The sequence below is a fragment of the Carboxylicivirga litoralis genome (genome assembly GCF_025499605.1).
GTDB classification, from domain to species: Bacteria; Bacteroidota; Bacteroidia; order Bacteroidales; family Marinilabiliaceae; genus Carboxylicivirga; species Carboxylicivirga litoralis.
This window is the reverse complement of record NZ_JAFMVC010000006.1, coordinates 102,446-120,657: the sequence shown is the minus strand read 5'-3', so window position 1 is coordinate 120,657 and position 18,212 is coordinate 102,446. Positions and strand designations below refer to the sequence as shown.

13 protein-coding genes are annotated in these 18,212 nt (G+C 42.0%); 5 read left to right on the top strand and 8 right to left on the bottom strand.

Features of this window, described 5'->3' with window-relative positions:
• Entirely contained in the window at positions 1-1,596 is a 1,596-nt protein-coding gene (locus J1N10_RS08035; protein ID WP_262326175.1) for a tetrathionate reductase family octaheme c-type cytochrome, read from the bottom strand.
• Positions 1,597-1,973: 377 nt separating this feature from the next.
• On the opposite strand from J1N10_RS08035, the gene J1N10_RS08030 reads away from it, so the two are divergent.
• Positions 1,974-2,669 (top strand): Crp/Fnr family transcriptional regulator, encoded by a 696-nt coding sequence (locus tag J1N10_RS08030; RefSeq protein WP_262326174.1) that lies wholly within the window; start codon positions 1,974-1,976, stop codon positions 2,667-2,669.
• On the opposite strand, the gene hutG is transcribed toward J1N10_RS08030, so the two are convergent.
• From hutG to J1N10_RS08005, 5 genes are all read right to left on the bottom strand, one after another.
• A complete protein-coding gene (gene hutG, locus J1N10_RS08025; protein ID WP_262326173.1) occupies positions 2,659-3,639 on the bottom strand; it encodes a formimidoylglutamase in 981 nt (326 codons plus the stop codon). The genes J1N10_RS08030 and hutG overlap by 11 nt on opposite strands.
• A gap of 116 nt (positions 3,640-3,755) precedes the next feature.
• Positions 3,756-4,256, bottom strand: a complete 501-nt coding sequence (locus J1N10_RS08020; RefSeq protein WP_262326172.1) for a hypothetical protein — start codon at positions 4,254-4,256, stop codon at positions 3,756-3,758.
• A gap of 129 nt (positions 4,257-4,385) precedes the next feature.
• Entirely contained in the window at positions 4,386-6,212 is a 1,827-nt protein-coding gene (locus J1N10_RS08015) for an ATP-binding protein (RefSeq protein ID WP_262326171.1), read from the bottom strand.
• A 183-nt stretch (positions 6,213-6,395) separates the two neighbouring features.
• The gene (locus J1N10_RS08010) at positions 6,396-7,409 is read right to left on the bottom strand and encodes a radical SAM/SPASM domain-containing protein (RefSeq protein WP_262326170.1); all 1,014 of its coding nucleotides are present in this window, start codon (positions 7,407-7,409) and stop codon (positions 6,396-6,398) included.
• 1 nt (position 7,410) lies between these two features.
• Positions 7,411-8,427 carry an OmpA family protein gene (locus tag J1N10_RS08005; RefSeq protein ID WP_262326169.1) on the bottom strand — a complete coding sequence of 339 codons (1,017 nt, stop codon included), beginning with the start codon at positions 8,425-8,427 and terminating at the stop codon, positions 7,411-7,413.
• 224 nt (positions 8,428-8,651) lie between these two features.
• On the opposite strand from J1N10_RS08005, the gene dxs reads away from it, so the two are divergent.
• Positions 8,652-10,559, top strand: coding sequence for a 1-deoxy-D-xylulose-5-phosphate synthase (gene dxs, locus J1N10_RS08000; protein WP_262326168.1), 1,908 nt, complete (start codon positions 8,652-8,654; stop codon positions 10,557-10,559).
• 68 nt (positions 10,560-10,627) lie between these two features.
• Here dxs and J1N10_RS07995 read toward each other — a convergent pair whose 3' ends face one another.
• A complete protein-coding gene (locus tag J1N10_RS07995) occupies positions 10,628-13,105 on the bottom strand; it encodes a YfhO family protein (RefSeq protein ID WP_262326167.1) in 2,478 nt (825 codons plus the stop codon).
• Between the two features lie 117 nt (positions 13,106-13,222).
• On the opposite strand from J1N10_RS07995, the gene J1N10_RS07990 reads away from it, so the two are divergent.
• Positions 13,223-13,903: a pseudouridine synthase gene (locus tag J1N10_RS07990; RefSeq protein ID WP_262326166.1), complete on the top strand. Its 681-nt coding sequence runs from the start codon at positions 13,223-13,225 to the stop codon at positions 13,901-13,903.
• 193 nt (positions 13,904-14,096) lie between these two features.
• Complete coding sequence (locus J1N10_RS07985) at positions 14,097-14,339, top strand: hypothetical protein (protein WP_262326165.1); 243 nt, start codon at positions 14,097-14,099, stop codon at positions 14,337-14,339.
• Between the two features lie 64 nt (positions 14,340-14,403).
• Here J1N10_RS07985 and alaS read toward each other — a convergent pair whose 3' ends face one another.
• Entirely contained in the window at positions 14,404-17,037 is a 2,634-nt protein-coding gene (gene alaS / locus J1N10_RS07980) for an alanine--tRNA ligase (RefSeq protein ID WP_262326164.1), read from the bottom strand.
• A gap of 122 nt (positions 17,038-17,159) precedes the next feature.
• On the opposite strand from alaS, the gene J1N10_RS07975 reads away from it, so the two are divergent.
• On the top strand, positions 17,160-18,134 hold the full coding sequence (locus J1N10_RS07975) for a M23 family metallopeptidase (RefSeq protein WP_262326163.1): 975 nt from the start codon (positions 17,160-17,162) through the stop codon (positions 18,132-18,134).
• Positions 18,135-18,212 lie beyond the last annotated feature (78 nt).

The window sequence follows — 18,212 nt, the reverse complement described above, 5'->3', positions numbered from 1 at the left end:
TTATCTGTTTTTAAAGAAGACCACGATGCGGCCAAAGAAATGGGCAACAATGCCAATAAGTGTTAAAAAGATGAGGCCAAAACCAGCATAGTCAACCGTTTTATTGTAATCACGTCCCGGCAGGTAAAAGTCGGTTAAGCCAGCTAGGCGTCCATCGCGTTGATGACATTCAGTACAAGTCAGCGTTTGTTCTTTTGGAGAAACCATATGATTGATGGGCCAATACACTTCTGAGGCCACAAAGTCGTAGTTTCCACTATATGGACGTTCATTGTATTCCATGCCAAGGCGTGCTGCTTCATCCCAATCAAAGTCTTTCCAGAAAGCACCATCACCTACATTCTCAGCCCAAAGCTTCAGGCTAATAAGTGTTTTGTGCTCTGTATCGAAAATCTGTTTGCCTCGGTGCACTTTAACCGGCCAAATTTTGGCGGTTGAGTCGCGATACTCGCCAAATAAGGTGTTAATTTTAACCGGCACTTCCGAAATGGTATCTGTTGATAAGTAATGATCGACAGTGCCATTAAACCAGTAATACTCTGGTTTGACATGATCATCCCACACAAAATTACCTTTGATAGAAAGGTAGTTGTGGTTACCATCAGCATCATTTTCAGAATAGCCATGACCATTTTCGTCGGTTAATCCGGCTGAGGACCAGTCCCAATACAACTTGGTGGCATTTACTTTAGCATACTCAGGAATGTGGCAGGTTTGACAAGCCACCTTCTCAAAGTGATTGTCTAATACTATATCATTGTGAGGCGTTGTTGTGTGACACTGGTTGCAATGAATACGATTAGTATTGGCCGAAGAAACCGAATATAATTTACCCATAATGTTATGGCGCTCGGTTGTGTGGCAATCGATACATGCCATATCGGGTCCATTCATGGCCATGTGCACGTCCACATCTTTGGTACACGATAATAATGCTTCTTCCAGATCGCCATGCTTCACGTTGTTGCCACCACCACCGTAGAAGTGACAGATGCCACAATTGTTTTTCTTTGGCAAGCCAACGTTTTGAGCGACGTAAGGATAATCAGGGACCTGATAAGCTGAATTTGCTGTTTCTGCAGTTGCCGGCATTCCAGCTTGGCCTTTTTGTTTAAAATAAGTATCTGTTTGATCGTGACAAACCAGGCAGTCGATGTTACGATTATTGCTAAAATCAAAGGACTTATCTTCCCAACCATAACCAATATGGCAGCGCATGCACGAGCCATTGTTACCTGCAGCACCTGTGCAGAAATTGTTAAGCAAGTTCTTTTTACCGACAGAAACAACCCCGCGGCCGGGAATTTCTTCTTCGCGCTCCCATTTCCAGTGGGCCGTGGCCATTACTTCTTCATCGCGCCCTGTATGGCATGATAAGCAGGCTTCGGAAACAGCGTGTGGTGTTTCAAAATCCTGTTGCAGAATTTCGAACTGCGAATGGTCAACCGATGAAATATGCTCCGACTTTAGTTTTACATCAACTGTGTTTGGTTCACCCTTGTAAGCGGCTACTTTAACAATTAACAGTAATACTGCAAGCGGGAGCAGCAGACTTACCAGTAGTGCCATTGCTGATTTAGAGAACTGATTTTTCATGCGTTGTATAGTTTTTTATCAACACTGAAACTCCCATTGTTTCATTGAGGCGTTTCATTTAAATTGGATTTGGAGCAAAAATAGCTTTGAAGAATTTTTTCTCTATATAAACTGAGCTGCAACAAAACGTGACCAGATGAGTAACTAATAATCTTAAAACCTGATCCAGATCAACGAAAAGACTGATGCATTACGCTTGTATTTGTGTAACTGTTTTAAACTATAAGTATGCTAGTACATAATAGTTATTAATTTGTGCTATTATTTGCTTGTTTTGTGTTGATTTATAACTGATTGAAAATTTGAAAAACTTTGCTTAAGTGCATGTTTCTTTAGAAACTATCGTTATTTTTGGCTAACCCTTTAAAGTTAGCGATATGCCAAAGTCAGTGGTTTATAATGGATGTTCAGTTGGAGAGAATCCTCTTTGTTGCTTTGATGATTTAACACAAGAGGAACTGGATTTTGTTGAACAGAATAGTGTAGAGGTCGAGTATAAAAGAGGTGAGACGATTTGCAAACAAGGCTCTTTTGCATCACATATTATGGTGATAAAAGAAGGTTTGGCCAAGATATACCTGGAAAATGGTAATGACACCCTTATTCTTAAGATTCTTCCTGCAATTAATATTATAGGCTTGCCTTCATTATTTGATGGCAATAATACCTTTCCATATAGTGCGCAGACGTATATGGATTCAACCGTAAGGCAGATAGAGATTAGTGCTTTTAAAAAGTTAATTGAAAGTAATGCTAAGTTTGCCGGCCAGGTCATTAGTATGCTGGCTGAAAATACAGTGATTATTAATGGTCGCTTTTTTTGCCTGACCAAGAAACAAACTTATGGCCGGTTAGCCGATGTGTTACTTTGTCTGTCAAATCGTATTTATAAAACGGATAAGTTTCCCTTGCAATTAACACGAAAAGATTTAGCTGAGTTGGCCAGTATGTCGGTTGAAAGTACAACACGTATATTGACCAAGTTTAAAGATGAAGGTTTGATTGCGGTGCATTGTCAGGAAATAGAAATCTTAAATGCTGATAAATTGCTTGAAATAAGTACTATTGGTTAAGCTTTAGTTCAATTAAGGAATTCACAACTGCATAAATATAAACGGCCACTAATTTAGCGGTTCGGTTGTCAGCATCAAATCGTGGAGATACTTCAGCTATGTCCATGCTACATAGCTTACCTGAGGCAATAATACCTTTGATTAGTTGCAAAACGATGTCAGGCTCAAGCCCGAATGGCTGAACGGCCGAAACGCCTGGTGCATGGGCAGCAGAAAGTACATCGGTGCAGATGGTAAGATACACTGTGGGTTTATCTCTTAAATAGTCCATTACTTGCTGTTCAATGGATTTAATTGTTGCAGAACTGATATCTTTTGCCAGGATATAATCAGCACCCATTTCTTTCGCTTTATTGAATAAGCTTTGCGTGTTGGCGTATGTTTGTGCCCCAATGCAGAGATAATTAAAAGTCTCGTTGTGCTCTTTACATTGTTGATGGATTTGGTTAAACATGGTGCCTGATGAACCTTTGTCGATTACGGGTCTCAAATCGAGATGTGCATCAAAGTTGATTATAGCCGGAGTTGCATTATTTTTTATTAAACCATTAAAATGCCCCAGTGCTATTTCGTGCCCACCACCCAATAAAATGGGGAAGAAGCCATTTTGAGATATGATATCAACAGCTTTAGCCAAGGCTTCCTGTGCCTCTTCCAGGTTGCCATCTCGGCAAGTAATATCGCCGGCATCAAACAATTGAGCATGAGGCAGGCAATTGGCAGGCCAATTCGCCATCTCTTTTCGAATACTCGCTGGCCCTTTAGCAGCTCCCGGACGTCCCAGGTTGCGCTTAACACCTTCGTCGCAGCAAAAACCAAGAAAGCAGATATTGACTAATGCCGTGTCAAATTTGATAGCTTTGGTTAGGTCAATCGGTTGAATAATCTGATGCCACCTGAATGCATCAGTATCTGTAGAGCTGTCAATGCGACCTGTGAGTGGTGTTGGTGGCTGATATCTGTTTTTCATGGCTATGTTTTTTACAAATATGAGCCATATCTATTAGCAATTATCTGATTTGCATCACTTCAACTAAAAAAGGCCCCTTGGGGCCTCTTCTCGCTATTATAAAAAGTATAACATCGCTACCAATTCATGATGTTATAAACGATATCAATTTCATTATCGTGAAAGGGTGCTGGCCGTAATGTGTAGTTGCCACTCAGCTGATTTGGTTCGTAGTTTGAACATGAGCAACTTGAGTTTTTAAACCCGGGCCATCCATTTTGAGGACTCAATATAAAAGTATGTGAGTCATACGAATTCCAGTATATGGTGATTTTAAATATCTGTTCGTTGTAGCGCGGATAGTAGATGTAACCTCTGGTACCCGCTGCATTAACCTGTGCCCGATCAAATGGAACAGATTGTTCGTTAACAATTACACGACCGCCTAGCAAGTCAACAGGTCGGCTGTTTTTATCGCGCACAAACACTTGTACTTCTTTTTCGTCATGAACATTCTGTTCTATCTTAACCTTGACCCTTAATAATTGCGGGTCGGTTATTTCCATATCGCTCAAAACTGATTTTGAGCAGCTGGTTGAGATGATGGCTATCAGTATTAATAAATATTTCGCTTTCATAACTTGAGTTGTATTCTGGTTTAACAAGCTACAGCGAATGTGTAAGGGCCCTGATGACATTCTCACTGTTGTACTAGTAAGACAGCCTAATGAAGTTTTACACGTAAAAGAAAAAATAAAAAGAAGAAATTAGTGCCCGTTGCTCGGCACAAATCGGTTAATGGTTGAAAGCAAGTCATCGTAGCCAATTGGCTTGGCAATGTAGTCGTCGCATCCCGCTTCGCGCGACTTTTCTTTTTCTTCCGACATGGCATAAGCCGTTTGAGCAATAACAGGTACTTTCCTGCTCAGGTTTTTGATTTCGCGGGTAGCAGTATAACCGTCCATGGTTGGCATTTTAATGTCCATTAATACCAAATCGATACCACTAACACGTTTAAACACATCAACGGCTTCTTGTCCATCGCGTGCCCAAATTAAACTGGCATTTGATAAAGCTAAAGCCACCTCGATATACCTGAAGTTGTCTTCTTCATCCTCAGCCACTAAAAAGGTTTTGCCTTCCCAGTTGAACTCGCGCACTTGAGTTTTTTGCTCATCGACAGCCTTTACAGGTGTGGTTAGGCGATGATAAGGAATTGTGAAATAGAATGTTGTGCCAACCAAAGGCTCTGATTCAACCCATATTTCACCACCCATAAGTGTTACCAGGTGTTTGGCAATTGATAAGCCAATACCTGTACCACCGTATAAGCGTTCTTTGTCGCTGTTGAATTTTGAGAAACGCTCAAATATTTCACTTTCCTTACCTTTAGGCAGGCCAATTCCAGTGTCCTTTACATAGAAACGCAGGAACTGGTCGTCTTCCTGGGTGTACCCAAATTCGACAAAGCCACGTTCGGTAAACTTCACGGCATTACCAACCAGGTTAACCAGTATCTGCTGTAAGCGATGTTCGTCACTTAAAATACGAATATTGTCGTCGCTAATACCTTCTTTTAAATAGAGCTTGAGGTTGAAAAGACCACGTCGTTTAATATCGTCTTGAAACGAATCATAAACTTGATTTAGAATCTCATGTAGCTTGCAAGGCGCATTTTTAATTTGTAGTTGTCCGCTGTCAATCTTCGAAATATCAATAATATCCTCAACTAAAGTCAACAGGTTTTTACCATTAATACGAATGAGGTTAATGAATTCTTCCTTTTCGTTGGCGCTAATATCTGGATGAGATAATAGATTAGAAAAACCAAGGATGGCATTCATTGGCGTTCGTATTTCGTGAGACATATTCGATAAAAATGCCGTCTTCAGATGATCACTCTCTTCGGCCTTGCGCTTAGCCAAAGTCAGGTCTTCATGCTCGCGTCGTAATAATCGACGGAAGCGGGTTTCTTTTTCCAGATTAAATAGTAAGCCATTTAGCAAACTTACCAGCGGGAAAAGGGTAACCAGCATAATGACTAAAAATACGATGGATGATTGAATGTATTCGTTAAGTGGGATGGAGGCGCTAAACGGTAATGGAATCATAGAATTATATAACACCACTCCAATAAGAACCAAAGTACATGAAATGGTGAAAACCGAAATCCAGGCACGTTTTTGACTCACCAAAATACCTGATAGCAGGGCATAGGAGATAAAGAAAGCATAACCCAATGATGAACTATTGGTTTCGAGCAATGAATAAACCCCTATGAGGTAGATCAGAAACAGCAGCCACGAAACCCTGAACTTGAGAGGTAAACTTCTCACTGTTGTTGCGAATACGGCTGAGAAGAATACAAAAGAGGCAAAAATGGCGTAGGCAAACTCACCTTTTTTCAAAAATGAAAGTCCTAAATAAAGATAGACTACAAGTCCGATGAACAGTACACCAATAGAAAAGAAATGAAAGATGCGTTCGCGCCAATATTGCAGCCCATCACCCGAACGTAAGCTGGTTGGACCTAACCTCCTACGAATAAAGATGTCTAGTTTTCGATATAGTCTTGCCTTACTAACTTTTCCCATCGTTTAATGAAGGCCTTATTTGGTGCGCAATGTAACCGGTTTATTAGAATTCTTGCTAAAGTTAAATAATTAAAACACTTAATCTAGCTATTTAAACGAATTTTTACAGGCGATTTATCAACAGATGATTTTTGTTGGTAAATAAGATTTTACAAAGGGTTGATAACCTGCGAATGGATGAACTTAAAACAATTTCTTACCCTCAGGACAGTTACGACAGATTGTTATTTGAGAACGGTCGCGGAAGATTTGTTGTTTAAATAAGATACTTTTGTCTCCTTGCCATATTTCTTGTAAGGAATTGTCATGTGAATTGCCAAAAGCATATTCAGCATCTTTGTCGTAACAACAAGGAGCTAAGCGGCCATCCCAGGTGACGGTTGCCGAGTGCCATTGCCGCCAGCAGCGATTGTTGGATTTTGTTTTTAATTGTTGTCCTAAACTATCGGCATAGCGGCTAAAGCGCGCATTGAGTGGCGGACGCATGGAGCCAAAGTCATTGAGCTGAGCTGTTTTAATTTCCAGTTTATCCACTTTTAAGCGACGGGCCAGTTTTTTAATTTGTGGCAGCTCGCGTTCGTTATGACGAAACACCAGGAACTGCATGACAATGATTGGGTAAGCTGAACGAGCCCTGGCTTTAGCGCGAACAACATCGATTATGCTCTGTCTAACTTTATTAAAGTTTCCACCAACCCGATAGAGTCCATAGCTCTCCTGGCTGGTGCCATCTACTGAAAAGATAATGCGGCTTAAGCCGCCCCTGACAAGAGCGTTAGCAATTTCAGGACTCATAAAGTGGCCGTTGGTAGAGGTAGATATGTATAAGTTGTGTTGTGATGCCAGGCTCACCATTTCGGGAAACTGTGGATGCATAAATGGCTCGCCCTGGACGTAGAGGTTCAGATAAAACAATTCTGGCGACAATTGTTGTAACAATTGACGGTAATGTCGTATGTCCATTAAGCCACGCGGACGCTTTAGTAAATTAGCACCGGTTGGACATTCGGGACATTTAAGGTTGCAACTACTGGTGGGCTCAATGGAAAAGGCCATTGGTTTACCATGCAGCCCAACGTGTTGCTTCAGGTAACTTTGAAGGTAAGAATAAATTAACTTAAGGGCATTGCTCAGGCGGCAATAATTCATGACGCGAATAATTGCCCATGTTTCGAGAAAGAAGGCCCTTAGTTGCATATTATTCCATTTCTAATAAATCAAAAACTTCCGACCAACGAGGTGTTAAAATAATCTCTGTACGACGGTTTTTCTGCAAGGATGACGGTGTATTGCTCTCATCAAGAGGAATATGTTCGCTTCGCCCGGCAGCAGTGATACGACGTGGATGAATAGAACTGTTATCGGTTAATATTCGCACCACTGAGGTGGCTCGTTTAACACTTAAATCCCAGTTGTCTTTTAATTCGCCTCGTCCCTTGTACGGAACGTTGTCGGTATGACCTTCCACCATGATATCGATATCCTCGTTTTGCTCCAGTACGCGGGCAATTTTTTTCAAGGCGGCCACACCTTGCTCATTCACATTGTATCGCCCCGACTGGAATAATAATTTTTCTTCCATCGATACATATACTTTGCCGTCTTTCATGTGTACCTGTAGTTCATCGCCCGAGTAGCCTTTAAGCGCATCGCTGATAGTGCTTTTTAAGGCATGCATGGCATCGTCTTTTTGCGATAACATCTTCTCCAGCTCAATCAGACGTTTGTTTTGCTCTTCAAGCTTCTGGCGAGCCATATCCAGTTCAGACATTGCATTTTCCAAGCTTCTTTTTTTATCATTCAAAGCTTGTTCCGATGCGATAAGCTCATCTTCGCGTCGTTGCAAGTCCTCTTGTAACTCTTGTAAAAAGGCCAGCAGCTTTCTGTTATCCGTGTTATTGGTTGAGCTGGCTTTTAAACCGAGTAGCACATCGGCATAGTTTTTATTTAAATCGTCGTAGCGGTGTTGCAGGCGACGGTTCTGACGGCCTAAGCGTGCCGTGTCTTGCGCCAGTAATTCTACTTTTTTACTCAATCGTTTCTTTTCCGAAGAAAGCTCTCTGTTGTCTACCCGGAAGGCGTCATTTTCTTTCGCCAGTACATCGGCGTCGTATTCCAGTTGTCGGTTTTCATCCTGTACTTCCTGAAACTGTTTTAGGGGAATACAAGAACTAATTAAGGTTGAAACCAGGAGTATATAAAATAAATTCTTCATGTTATGTTGATTGTTTTCGATTCAAAGATTACAAAAAAACCTGAAAGGTCAATAAATCACCTTCTGACATCAAGCCTGCGCATAAGGCAAAAATAAAGCCAAACTATACTGAGGCGCAAGGTTATTGCAACGATGTGTGTGCGAATACTACCATTCTTATTATCTTTGCCTTGTTATTTTATACTTGGAACACACTATTTAAATCAGCTCACAGAGTTACGCATATGAAGGAAGGCAAAAGCTGCTTGTTGGATTCTATTGATTCGCCATTGGATTTGAAAAAGCTGGGTGAAGATGAATTACCACAGGTATGTGATGAATTACGTGATTTTATTATCGATGCTTTGTCTTGCAATCCCGGGCATTTTGGAGCCAGTCTGGGTGTTGTTGAGCTGTCGGTTGCTTTGCATTATGTATTTAACACTCCCGATGATAAGATTATTTGGGATGTGGGGCACCAGGCCTACGGGCATAAAATACTAACGGGTCGACGCGATGTGTTTCATACCAACCGTAAGTTTAAAGGCATAAGTGGATTCCCTAATATTTTTGAAAGTGAGTATGACGCATTTGGCGTGGGGCACTCATCAACATCGATATCGGCAGGCCTGGGTATGGCCGCGGCTGCCGCGATGGACAACGATCCGGACAAACATGTGGTAGCAGTTATTGGCGATGGAGCCATGACGGCCGGTATGGCATTTGAAGGTTTGAACAATATGTCGACACTTAAGGCCAATATGCTGGTTATTCTTAACGATAACAATATGGCCATTGACCCGGCTGTCGGCGGTTTTAGCGAATACCTGGTAGATATTGCTACCTCGCAGACCTATAATAAGTTTCGTTCCGAAGCATTTAAAGTGCTGGAAAAAATGAAACTGACCGGTCCTCGCTCCAAGGAAATGATTACCAAGCTAAACAACTCCTTAAAGAATCTGTTAACGAAGCAAACCAATATATTTGAAGGACTGAATATTCGTTATTTTGGTCCGGTTGATGGGCACGATGTAGAGCATCTGCGCAGAGTATTGAGCGATCTGAAAGATATACCTGGTCCTAAGGTGTTGCACGTTATCACCAAAAAAGGAAAAGGATTTAAGCTGGCCGAAGAAAATCAAACGGCCTGGCATGCTGTCGGTAGTAAGTTCGATAAGGCAACGGGCCAAAACCTTGAAGCGAAATCGACAGTGCCTAAACCGCCTAAGTTTCAGGATGTATTTGGTAATACCATTGTGGAGCTGGCCGAAAAGAATGAAAAGATTGTGGGTGTTACACCCGCGATGCCAACTGGTTGTAGCCTCAATATTATGATGGAGAAAATGCCCAATCGTGCTTTTGATGTGGGTATTGCCGAGCAGCATGCCGTAACATTCTCGGCAGGGATGGCCATCGCCGGTTACACGCCTTTCTGTAATATTTATTCTTCGTTTATGCAGCGTGCCTATGATCAGGTCATTCACGATGTGGCTTTGCAAAACCTGAACGTGGTGTTTTGTCTCGACCGGGGAGGTTTAGTAGGAGCCGATGGAGCAACCCACCATGGAGCCTATGACCTGTCTTATATGCGCGGTATTCCTAATATGGTGGTGTCATCGCCAATGGATGAAGAGGAACTGCGTAAGCTGATGTATACAGCCCAGTTGCCTAACCAGGGACCATTCTCTATTCGCTATCCACGTGGTAATGGCTCGTTAATTGACTGGCAGCGTCCAATGGAGGAAATAAAGGTGGGAACCGGACAGCAGTTAAAAGACGGAGATGATATGGCCGTTATTACGATTGGCCCCATTGGCATCAAGACCGGGCAGGTGATTGATAAGATAGAAAAAGAAGGTGTGAGCATTGCACATTACGATATGCGTTTTGTAAAACCAATTGATGAAGCCTTATTACACGGGGTATTTAAAAAGCACAGTAAGCTCATTACCATTGAAGATGGTACCATAATTGGTGGAATGGGAAGTGCAGTCATCGAGTTTATGGCCGATAATGACTATTGCGCTAAAGTAAAACGCCTGGGTATTCCGGATGAATACATTGAGCATGGCACACAGACGGAGCTGTATGGCGTATGCGGATTCGATAAAGAAGGGATCGAGAGCGCTATTCGTGAGATGCTGAATAAATAATTAAAGACATTCAATAAGACAAAACCCGTCAGTTTTTTAGCTGACGGGTTTATTTTTTAAAAAAAGTTTTACTGCTGTTTCTTTAGCATCAACCCTGCCGCAATGATGAGCAACAGAATAATGATGGAGCTAATGGTGGCCAGTGTTTGGCCAATGACAAACGACTGTGGCTTGAAGCGGAACTCAATATCATGGCGTCCTTCCGGAATCATCAAACCGCGCAACAGGTAATTGGTGCGGATAATTTCTGCTTCTTCGCCATCGATGTAGGCTTTCCATCCTTTATCGTAATACACATCGCTAAACACGGCTAATTGTGCTTGTGGTGCGTCCGATTCAAAAATCAGGTAGTCGGGGGCATAGCTGTTCAGCTGTATTTGACCCCTAATAGAATCAACTGAATAGCCCTGTACTTTATCGATAAAGCGTTTTTCAACTACAGCCGTGGTTTTCAGGTCGGTTGTGCCCAGGGCTGCAATCTCTTCATCGGGGTTAGCCACTTCTTTCACCGTTTTTACAAACCAGGCATTGCCCATGTACGATGGGTTGAAGATGGGGTTGGCTCCCGGGTTAAAAATGATGTATTTGGTATTCATCATATTCAGTACCGGCATGTTAACCATGGCTTCTTCCAGTTCGCCCGGTGTTTGTGCGGTTTGTAATATGCGCATCAGCTCTTGCCAGTCGTTCATCAGGTAATGGTCGGCCACATCCTGATAGCGACGCAATTTAGCCCCGTGGAATCCACCTACCGACTTATGCCAATAGGGTGTAAAACCATCTTTAAAGGGGTCGCGGTAAATAGGGAAGACACGGAAATAGGCGTCTTTATCTTTCAGAATGACCTGGTCGGCTTTTGATTGAGCCAGTTCCTGGCGTTCTTTTGATTTAGTAATAAAATCATCGTTATTCAGGTAGCGCTTCGATACACCCCACAGGTCGATCACCACAATCAGCGCCAAGCCCCACATCAGGTAGCGTTTTTGCAGTTTGCCCTGGGCATACAACCAGATAGAGGCTGAGCCAAGCAAGATAAACACAAATGATCGCCAGGCGTCGGAAGTTAACAATACCTGACGAGCTGCTATCAGGTTGCTTTCGATTAAGCTAACAATGCTTGGATCATTTATCTGTTGGGAAATACTCGACATTTCACTTTCCGTTATAAAAGAGTAAAACGTTGTTGGGAATAATGCTAATATCAGGCTTACTCCACCGGTTAAAGCAAAAGCAATGGCAAACCACTTACTGTCTTTTTTAATTACCTGAGGGTTTTCCAACAATGTTTTTAGGCCAAGAAACCCGAGTAGCGGCATCGCCATGGAGGCTAATACCAATGCCATCTCAACAGTCCGGAATTTATTGTATAGTGGGAAGTTGTAAAACATAAAATAGTTAAAGGCCGGGAAGTGTTTACCCCAGGCCAGCATAATGGAAAAGATGGTGATACCAATCAGCCACCAGCGTTCTTTGCCTTTATAATAGAATGCCCCAATAAAAAACAGGAAGCAGATTAAAGCACCTGCATACACCGGGCCACTGGTAAAGATACGACCTCCCCAATATTGCGTAAAACTTCCGCCAATAGATTCTTTTAAGCGCGGATCCACTTGTTTCATGGCTTCATCGGAGCTGGCCAAAGCAGCCGACTCGCCACCAACAACGTTGGGTATTAATAGTGTTAATGTTTCGTGTGTGCCATAGCTCCAGCCAAAGGCATAATCTACATCCAGACCAGAGTGTTCCTTTTGTCCTTCATCAGGCGTTAATTCAGAAGCACCGCGGATGGAGTATTTACCATATTCGTAGGTCGTCCACAGGTTAGTGATATTGGGTAATACAGCTAACATGGCTGCTATAACCAAAATGCCTGTTGTCTGGGCAAAAGGTTTTATGGCTTTTTCTTTGATGGCATAAACCAATCGCGACAGTACGATAAAACCAACCATAAAAGCCAGGTAGTAGGTTATCTGAACGTGGTTGTAGGCGATTTCCATGCCCAGGGCAACGGCCGTTATAATACCACCAATATACTTATTACGGTTGTAGGTAAATAACACGCCAGCCACTACCGGCGCCATCAGGGCAATGGCATAGGTTTTAGTAATGTGCCCGGCAATAATAATTATCAGGTTATAGGAGCCAAAAGCAAAAGCAATGGCACCAATCACACTTAGCCAATGGTCCACTTTCATACTTAACAATAGCAGATAAAAGCCTAGCATGTATAGGAAAACAATGGCAACGGTTTCGTATGGTAAACCTAATCGTGTTGCCTTATTCAGGTAGCTGAAAACGTTTTTCGATGAATCGCCTTTAATTTGGTAAGCCGGCATACCTCCAAACATGGAGTTGGTCCACATGGCTTTTTCGCCCGTTAGCTTCTCATAATCCTTCAACTCTTTCGACATGGCCTTGGCATGCGTATTATCAAGCTGCGGCAATTTTTTGCCTTCTAAAACGGGTGAGAAATAAACGAAACTGAGAACGATAAATAGTAGAAGTGCCCCTAAATAAGGCAGATAGCCTTTTATCTTGTCGAACATGGTATTGTGTTTATTATTTAGCTTGTGAAAATACGTAATGTTATTGGAATAGAAAAAGCTTATAGCTGTTAGCTAATGGCTACTAGCTTTAAATTACCTTTGCAAAAATTACCGTTTATGCTCGAAATCGTTTATCAGGATCAATACCTGGTAGCCATTAATAAGCCACTCGGATTGCTGGTTCACCGCAGTTCTATTGCCGCCGATGCACACGAATTTGCCTTGCAGATGGTGCGTGATCAGATTGGTATGACGGTTTATCCGGTTCACCGCCTGGACAGGAAAACATCGGGTCTGTTGGTTTTTGCCTTAAATAGCCGGGTAGCTGCCAAATTGAAAACTATATTTGAAGACCCGCAAACACAAAAAGCTTATGCGGCCATTGTTCGTGGTTACTTTCCCGATGAAGTTGTGGTGGATTATCCGCTCACCAATGATCGCGGCAAAACACAGGACGCATTGACGCATTTTAAAACCATCAAACGGAGTGAGTTGTCGATTCCCTTTGGTAAATTCGATACATCGCGCTATTCATTGATTGAAGCCTATCCAAAAACAGGCAGGATGCATCAGATTCGTAAACATCTTAATCACCTGAGACATCCTATTATTGGTGATCGGCCACATGGGTGCAACAAACAGAATCGACTGTTTAAAGAACGCTGGAATATGACCACTATGTTGTTGCATGCGAAACAACTCGAATTTATGCATCCAATATCAAAAGAACAGTTGGTATTAAAGGCAAAGCCCTTTGGAGAATTTAAACGGATGAGAGAGGTGTTGAAATTAGATTAGGTTAATAGGTCATTAGAATGATGTTGAAAATGAACTGTGGTTGAACTTGATAAAGGGACTCTAAAGGGCTGATGTGTTGGTTTAGATTTTAACATCAAACTGTACCAATATTATTAATTCCAAAATAAGATTGGTAGTACTCGTAAGTGCTTGGTGTGAGAATTTTACTACTTTTGATTTAAAGCTTAATTCTATGAAAAAAATCAGTGTTGGCAGTATTTTGTTGGTATTTCTGGTATTAGCGGGCTGCAAAAGCATAGAAGTCACAGGAAGCGGACACGAAGAATATCCGCAGTTTAAAGACGGTTACAGAGATGGCGATCCGGATGCACCCAAGCAAATGACCCTGGAAGAATGGAAGAAGATGCAGGAAGAAGAAAAGGCTAAGGAAGCCGAAAAAACTAAACGTAAAAAGAAGAAATCAGATAATACATAAAAAAAAAACGAAGCCCGGCTGGATTTTCTCAACCGGGCTTTGTTCTATTCTTTTATTAGCAAAACTAGCTTAACTGATTCTTCACTATTGAAACGGCTTCTTCAATAGCGACATCCAGTCCATCAAGGTTTTTACCACCAGCAGTGGCAAAGAATGGCTGGCCACCGCCACCGCCTTGCATCTTTTTAGCAGCTTCGCGCACAATGGTTCCGGCATTCAGGCCTTTCTCTTTCACTAACGTATCTGAGATAAGAATAGCTAACTGTGGTTTGCCTTTAATCTCGGCGCCTAATACAGCTACCACATCGTCCAGCTCCTGTTTAATTTGAAAAGCAAGGTCTTTCAGCGAGTTGGCCAGCATTGGCTTCACACGTGTTGCAATAATTTTGATGTCGGCATGGTCGGCAGCACCATCAATCAAATCGCGTTTCTCAATGGCCATAATATTCTTTAACATGCCATCGGCTTGTGTGCTCAACTTGCTGTTTTCGCTCATCAGGTTCTCGATGTTCTTTTTCAGGTTGGCCGGGTTTTTAAACATCTCGCCCAGTTCCCTAATTAAAGCAAATTGTTGGTTGATAAACTCTTCGGCTTTATCTCCTGTTACGGCTTCAATACGACGGATGCCAGCTGCAATAGACGACTCGCTAATAATTTTAAAGAAACCCATTTGTCCGGTTGCATTGACGTGTGTACCACCACACAATTCAACTGATGAGCCAAATTTAATGGCACGCACAAGGTCACCATATTTCTCACCGAATAAAGCCATAGCGCCCATTTTTAAGGCTTCGGCATGAGGTATTTCACGCATTTCTTCCAACTGCATATTGCTGCGGATGCGTTGGTTAACCATGGCTTCCACCTGTGCTATTTCTTCGTCGCTCACTTTTTGGAAGTGCGAGAAGTCGAAGCGTAAATAATCGGGGTGTACCAATGAACCTTTTTGCTCTACATGTTCACCTAAAACTTCACGCAAGGCTTCGTGCATAAGGTGTGTAGCCGTGTGATTGTTGGCTGTGTTCTGGCGGGCCTTTTTATTTACCACAGCTTTAAATGTAGCATTCAGGTCGCTTGGTAGTTTTTTGGCCAGGTGCACAATCAGGTTATTTTCTTTTTTAGTATCGATGATAGATACTTTTTCATCGCCTTGCTCGATGTATCCGCTGTCACCTACCTGGCCACCACTTTCGGCATAAAAAGGTGTGATATTAAACACCAGCTGATACAATTCTTTATTCTTTTGTTTAATCTTGCGGTAGCGAGTGATAAACACATCTGACTCCAGGTAATCGTAACCTATAAACTCTTCACGGTCATCTTGCTGAAGCACTACCCAATCATCGGTTTCAATAGCTGAAGCACTACGGGCGCGATCTTTCTGCTTTTGCATTTCACCTTCAAACTCCTCGCGATTTACCACAAGGCCATTTTCTTTCAGAATCAACTCTGTTAAATCCAATGGGAAACCAAAAGTATCGTATAGTTCAAAGGCAACTGCACCATTGACCACATTGTAATTTTTGGCTTTGGTTTCCGCCATTATTTTATCCAGCATGCTGATACCGGTGGCCAAAGTGCGTAAGAATGATTCTTCCTCCTCTTTAATTACTTTTTCAATCAGTGTTTTCTGTTTTTGTAACTCAGGGAAAGCATCACCCATGGTGGCAATAAGCGTATCCACTAATTTAAAAACAAAGGCTTCTTTGCTGTTTAAGAAGGTATAACTGTAACGCACGGCACGACGTAAGATACGACGAATCACATAGCCGGCTTTGTTGTTCGATGGCAACTGACCATCGGTAATTGAGAAAGCAATGGTGCGCACATGGTCCGCTACCACACGCATGGCAATGTCAATCTCTTCACTTTTGCCATATTCGAAACCCGATAATTCAGCAATTTTATTGATGATAGGGGTGAAGACATCACTATCGTAGTTCGATGATTTACCCTGGATAACACGTACTAATCGCTCAAACCCCATGCCGGTGTCAACATGTTTGTTGGGCAGTGGTTTTAATTCACCGTTCGACATGCGGTTAAACTGGATAAATACGAGGTTCCAGATTTCAATCACCTGGTCGTGATCCATATTCACCAACGATTTTCCATCTACCTTGGCACGCTCATCATCAGGGCGCATATCAATATGAATCTCGGAGCAAGGGCCACAAGGGCCTGTTTCGCCCATTTCCCAGAAGTTGTCTTTTTTGTTACCGTTGATGATGCGGTCTTTTGAAATCCACTCTTCCCAGGCCTGTGCAGCTTCATCATCACGTCCCACGTTATCTTCTTTACTGCCCTCGAAAACGGTTACGTACAAACGGTCTTTGTCAATCTTTAATACTTCAGTCAAGTATTCCCAACCCCAGGCAATGGCTTCTTTTTTAAAATAATCGCCAAACGACCAGTTACCTAGCATTTCAAACATGGTGTGGTGGTAGGTGTCGTGCCCTACTTCCTCCAGGTCGTTGTGCTTACCCGAAACACGCAAACACTTCTGCGAATTGGTTACACGTGGACTTTCAGCCGGGTTATTCCCCAAAAAGATATCTTTAAACTGGTTCATCCCTGCGTTGGTAAACATGAGTGTCGGGTCATTTTTTACCACCATTGGTGCCGATGGCACCACCTTATGTTGCTTAGAATTAAAGAAATCAAGAAAACTCTTCCTTACTTCAGAGGCCGTCATCATATCTCGTAAATTTATATCAAGGTGTTATGTACAATAAAAAACCTTGCAAAGTTAGATTATTTAAGTAATTTTGGGGCGATTAGTCCCTAATTTTTCTAATTAAAAAGTAAAACACCTACACTATGTCAAAAGTTAAGTATCGTTATAATCCAGAAACGCTTAGCTACGATAAAATTGATAAAGGTTACAAATATTATATCTCACGGGCATCCATTTATTTGCTGTTTGTATTATTAGTTGGAATGCTCACCTACTTTATCTACCCCTATGTGTTTAAGAGTCCGGTAGAAAAGCGTTTGGAGAGAGAGAACCAGCAATTATTATCGCAATACGATATCATGAATAAGAAGTTGGACCAACTTGAATTGGTGCTCGAAGATATTGAGTTACGCGATGAGAATATTTACCGTACTATTTTCCAGGCCGACAGTATTCCTAATAGTATCCGACGCGCCGGTTTTGGAGGAGTAAACCGTTATCAGCATTTAGAAGGTATGGACAATGCTGAATTGGTAACATCAACAGCTAAGCGTTTAGATATTGTGATGAAGCAACTATATGTACAGTCCACATCTTTTGATGAGGTTATTGGTTTAGCTAAGCGTAAAGAAGAGATGTTGCGTTGTACACCAGCGATTATGCCCATTGCTAATAACGACTTAAAGCGGACTGCCTCTGGATGGGGCTGGCGTATTCACCCTATTTACAAAGTGAAAAAATTTCATGAAGGGATGGATTTTTCTTCACCGATTGGCACTGATATTTATGCCACAGCTGATGGCAAGGTAACCAAGATAACAAACCAGAAAACGGGTTATGGAAAACGCATTGAAATTGATCATGGTTTTGGCTATAAAACGCTTTATGCCCACCTTGATAAATTCAATGTAAAACGTGGTCAGAAGGTGAAACGTGGTGATGTGATTGGTTTTGTGGGAAACACAGGAGGAAGTACTGCTCCTCACTTGCATTATGAAGTGCACGTAAAAGGTAAAAAAGTAAACCCTCAGCATTACTACTTTAAAGAAGACCTTACGGCTGAGCAATACGACAAGATGATTCAGATTTCATCCAATTCGAACCAGACCTTTGATTAAGAAAATTCAATAATTATATAGTAAAGAGGTAGCAGCGATGTTACCTCTTTTTTTTGATGCTTTTCATCCGCTTGGCGA

Coding starts and splice junctions, on each gene's coding strand:
- J1N10_RS08035 (WP_262326175.1), bottom strand. CDS start 1,596: ATGAAAAATCAGTTCTCTAAATCAGCAATGGCACTACTGGTAAGTCTG.
- J1N10_RS08030 (WP_262326174.1), top strand. CDS start 1,974: ATGCCAAAGTCAGTGGTTTATAATGGATGTTCAGTTGGAGAGAATCCT.
- hutG (WP_262326173.1), bottom strand. CDS start 3,639: ATGAAAAACAGATATCAGCCACCAACACCACTCACAGGTCGCATTGAC.
- J1N10_RS08020 (WP_262326172.1), bottom strand. CDS start 4,256: ATGAAAGCGAAATATTTATTAATACTGATAGCCATCATCTCAACCAGC.
- J1N10_RS08015 (WP_262326171.1), bottom strand. CDS start 6,212: ATGGGAAAAGTTAGTAAGGCAAGACTATATCGAAAACTAGACATCTTT.
- J1N10_RS08010 (WP_262326170.1), bottom strand. CDS start 7,409: ATGCAACTAAGGGCCTTCTTTCTCGAAACATGGGCAATTATTCGCGTC.
- J1N10_RS08005 (WP_262326169.1), bottom strand. CDS start 8,427: ATGAAGAATTTATTTTATATACTCCTGGTTTCAACCTTAATTAGTTCT.
- dxs (WP_262326168.1), top strand. CDS start 8,652: ATGAAGGAAGGCAAAAGCTGCTTGTTGGATTCTATTGATTCGCCATTG.
- J1N10_RS07995 (WP_262326167.1), bottom strand. CDS start 13,105: ATGTTCGACAAGATAAAAGGCTATCTGCCTTATTTAGGGGCACTTCTA.
- J1N10_RS07990 (WP_262326166.1), top strand. CDS start 13,223: ATGCTCGAAATCGTTTATCAGGATCAATACCTGGTAGCCATTAATAAG.
- J1N10_RS07985 (WP_262326165.1), top strand. CDS start 14,097: ATGAAAAAAATCAGTGTTGGCAGTATTTTGTTGGTATTTCTGGTATTA.
- alaS (WP_262326164.1), bottom strand. CDS start 17,037: ATGATGACGGCCTCTGAAGTAAGGAAGAGTTTTCTTGATTTCTTTAAT.
- J1N10_RS07975 (WP_262326163.1), top strand. CDS start 17,160: ATGTCAAAAGTTAAGTATCGTTATAATCCAGAAACGCTTAGCTACGAT.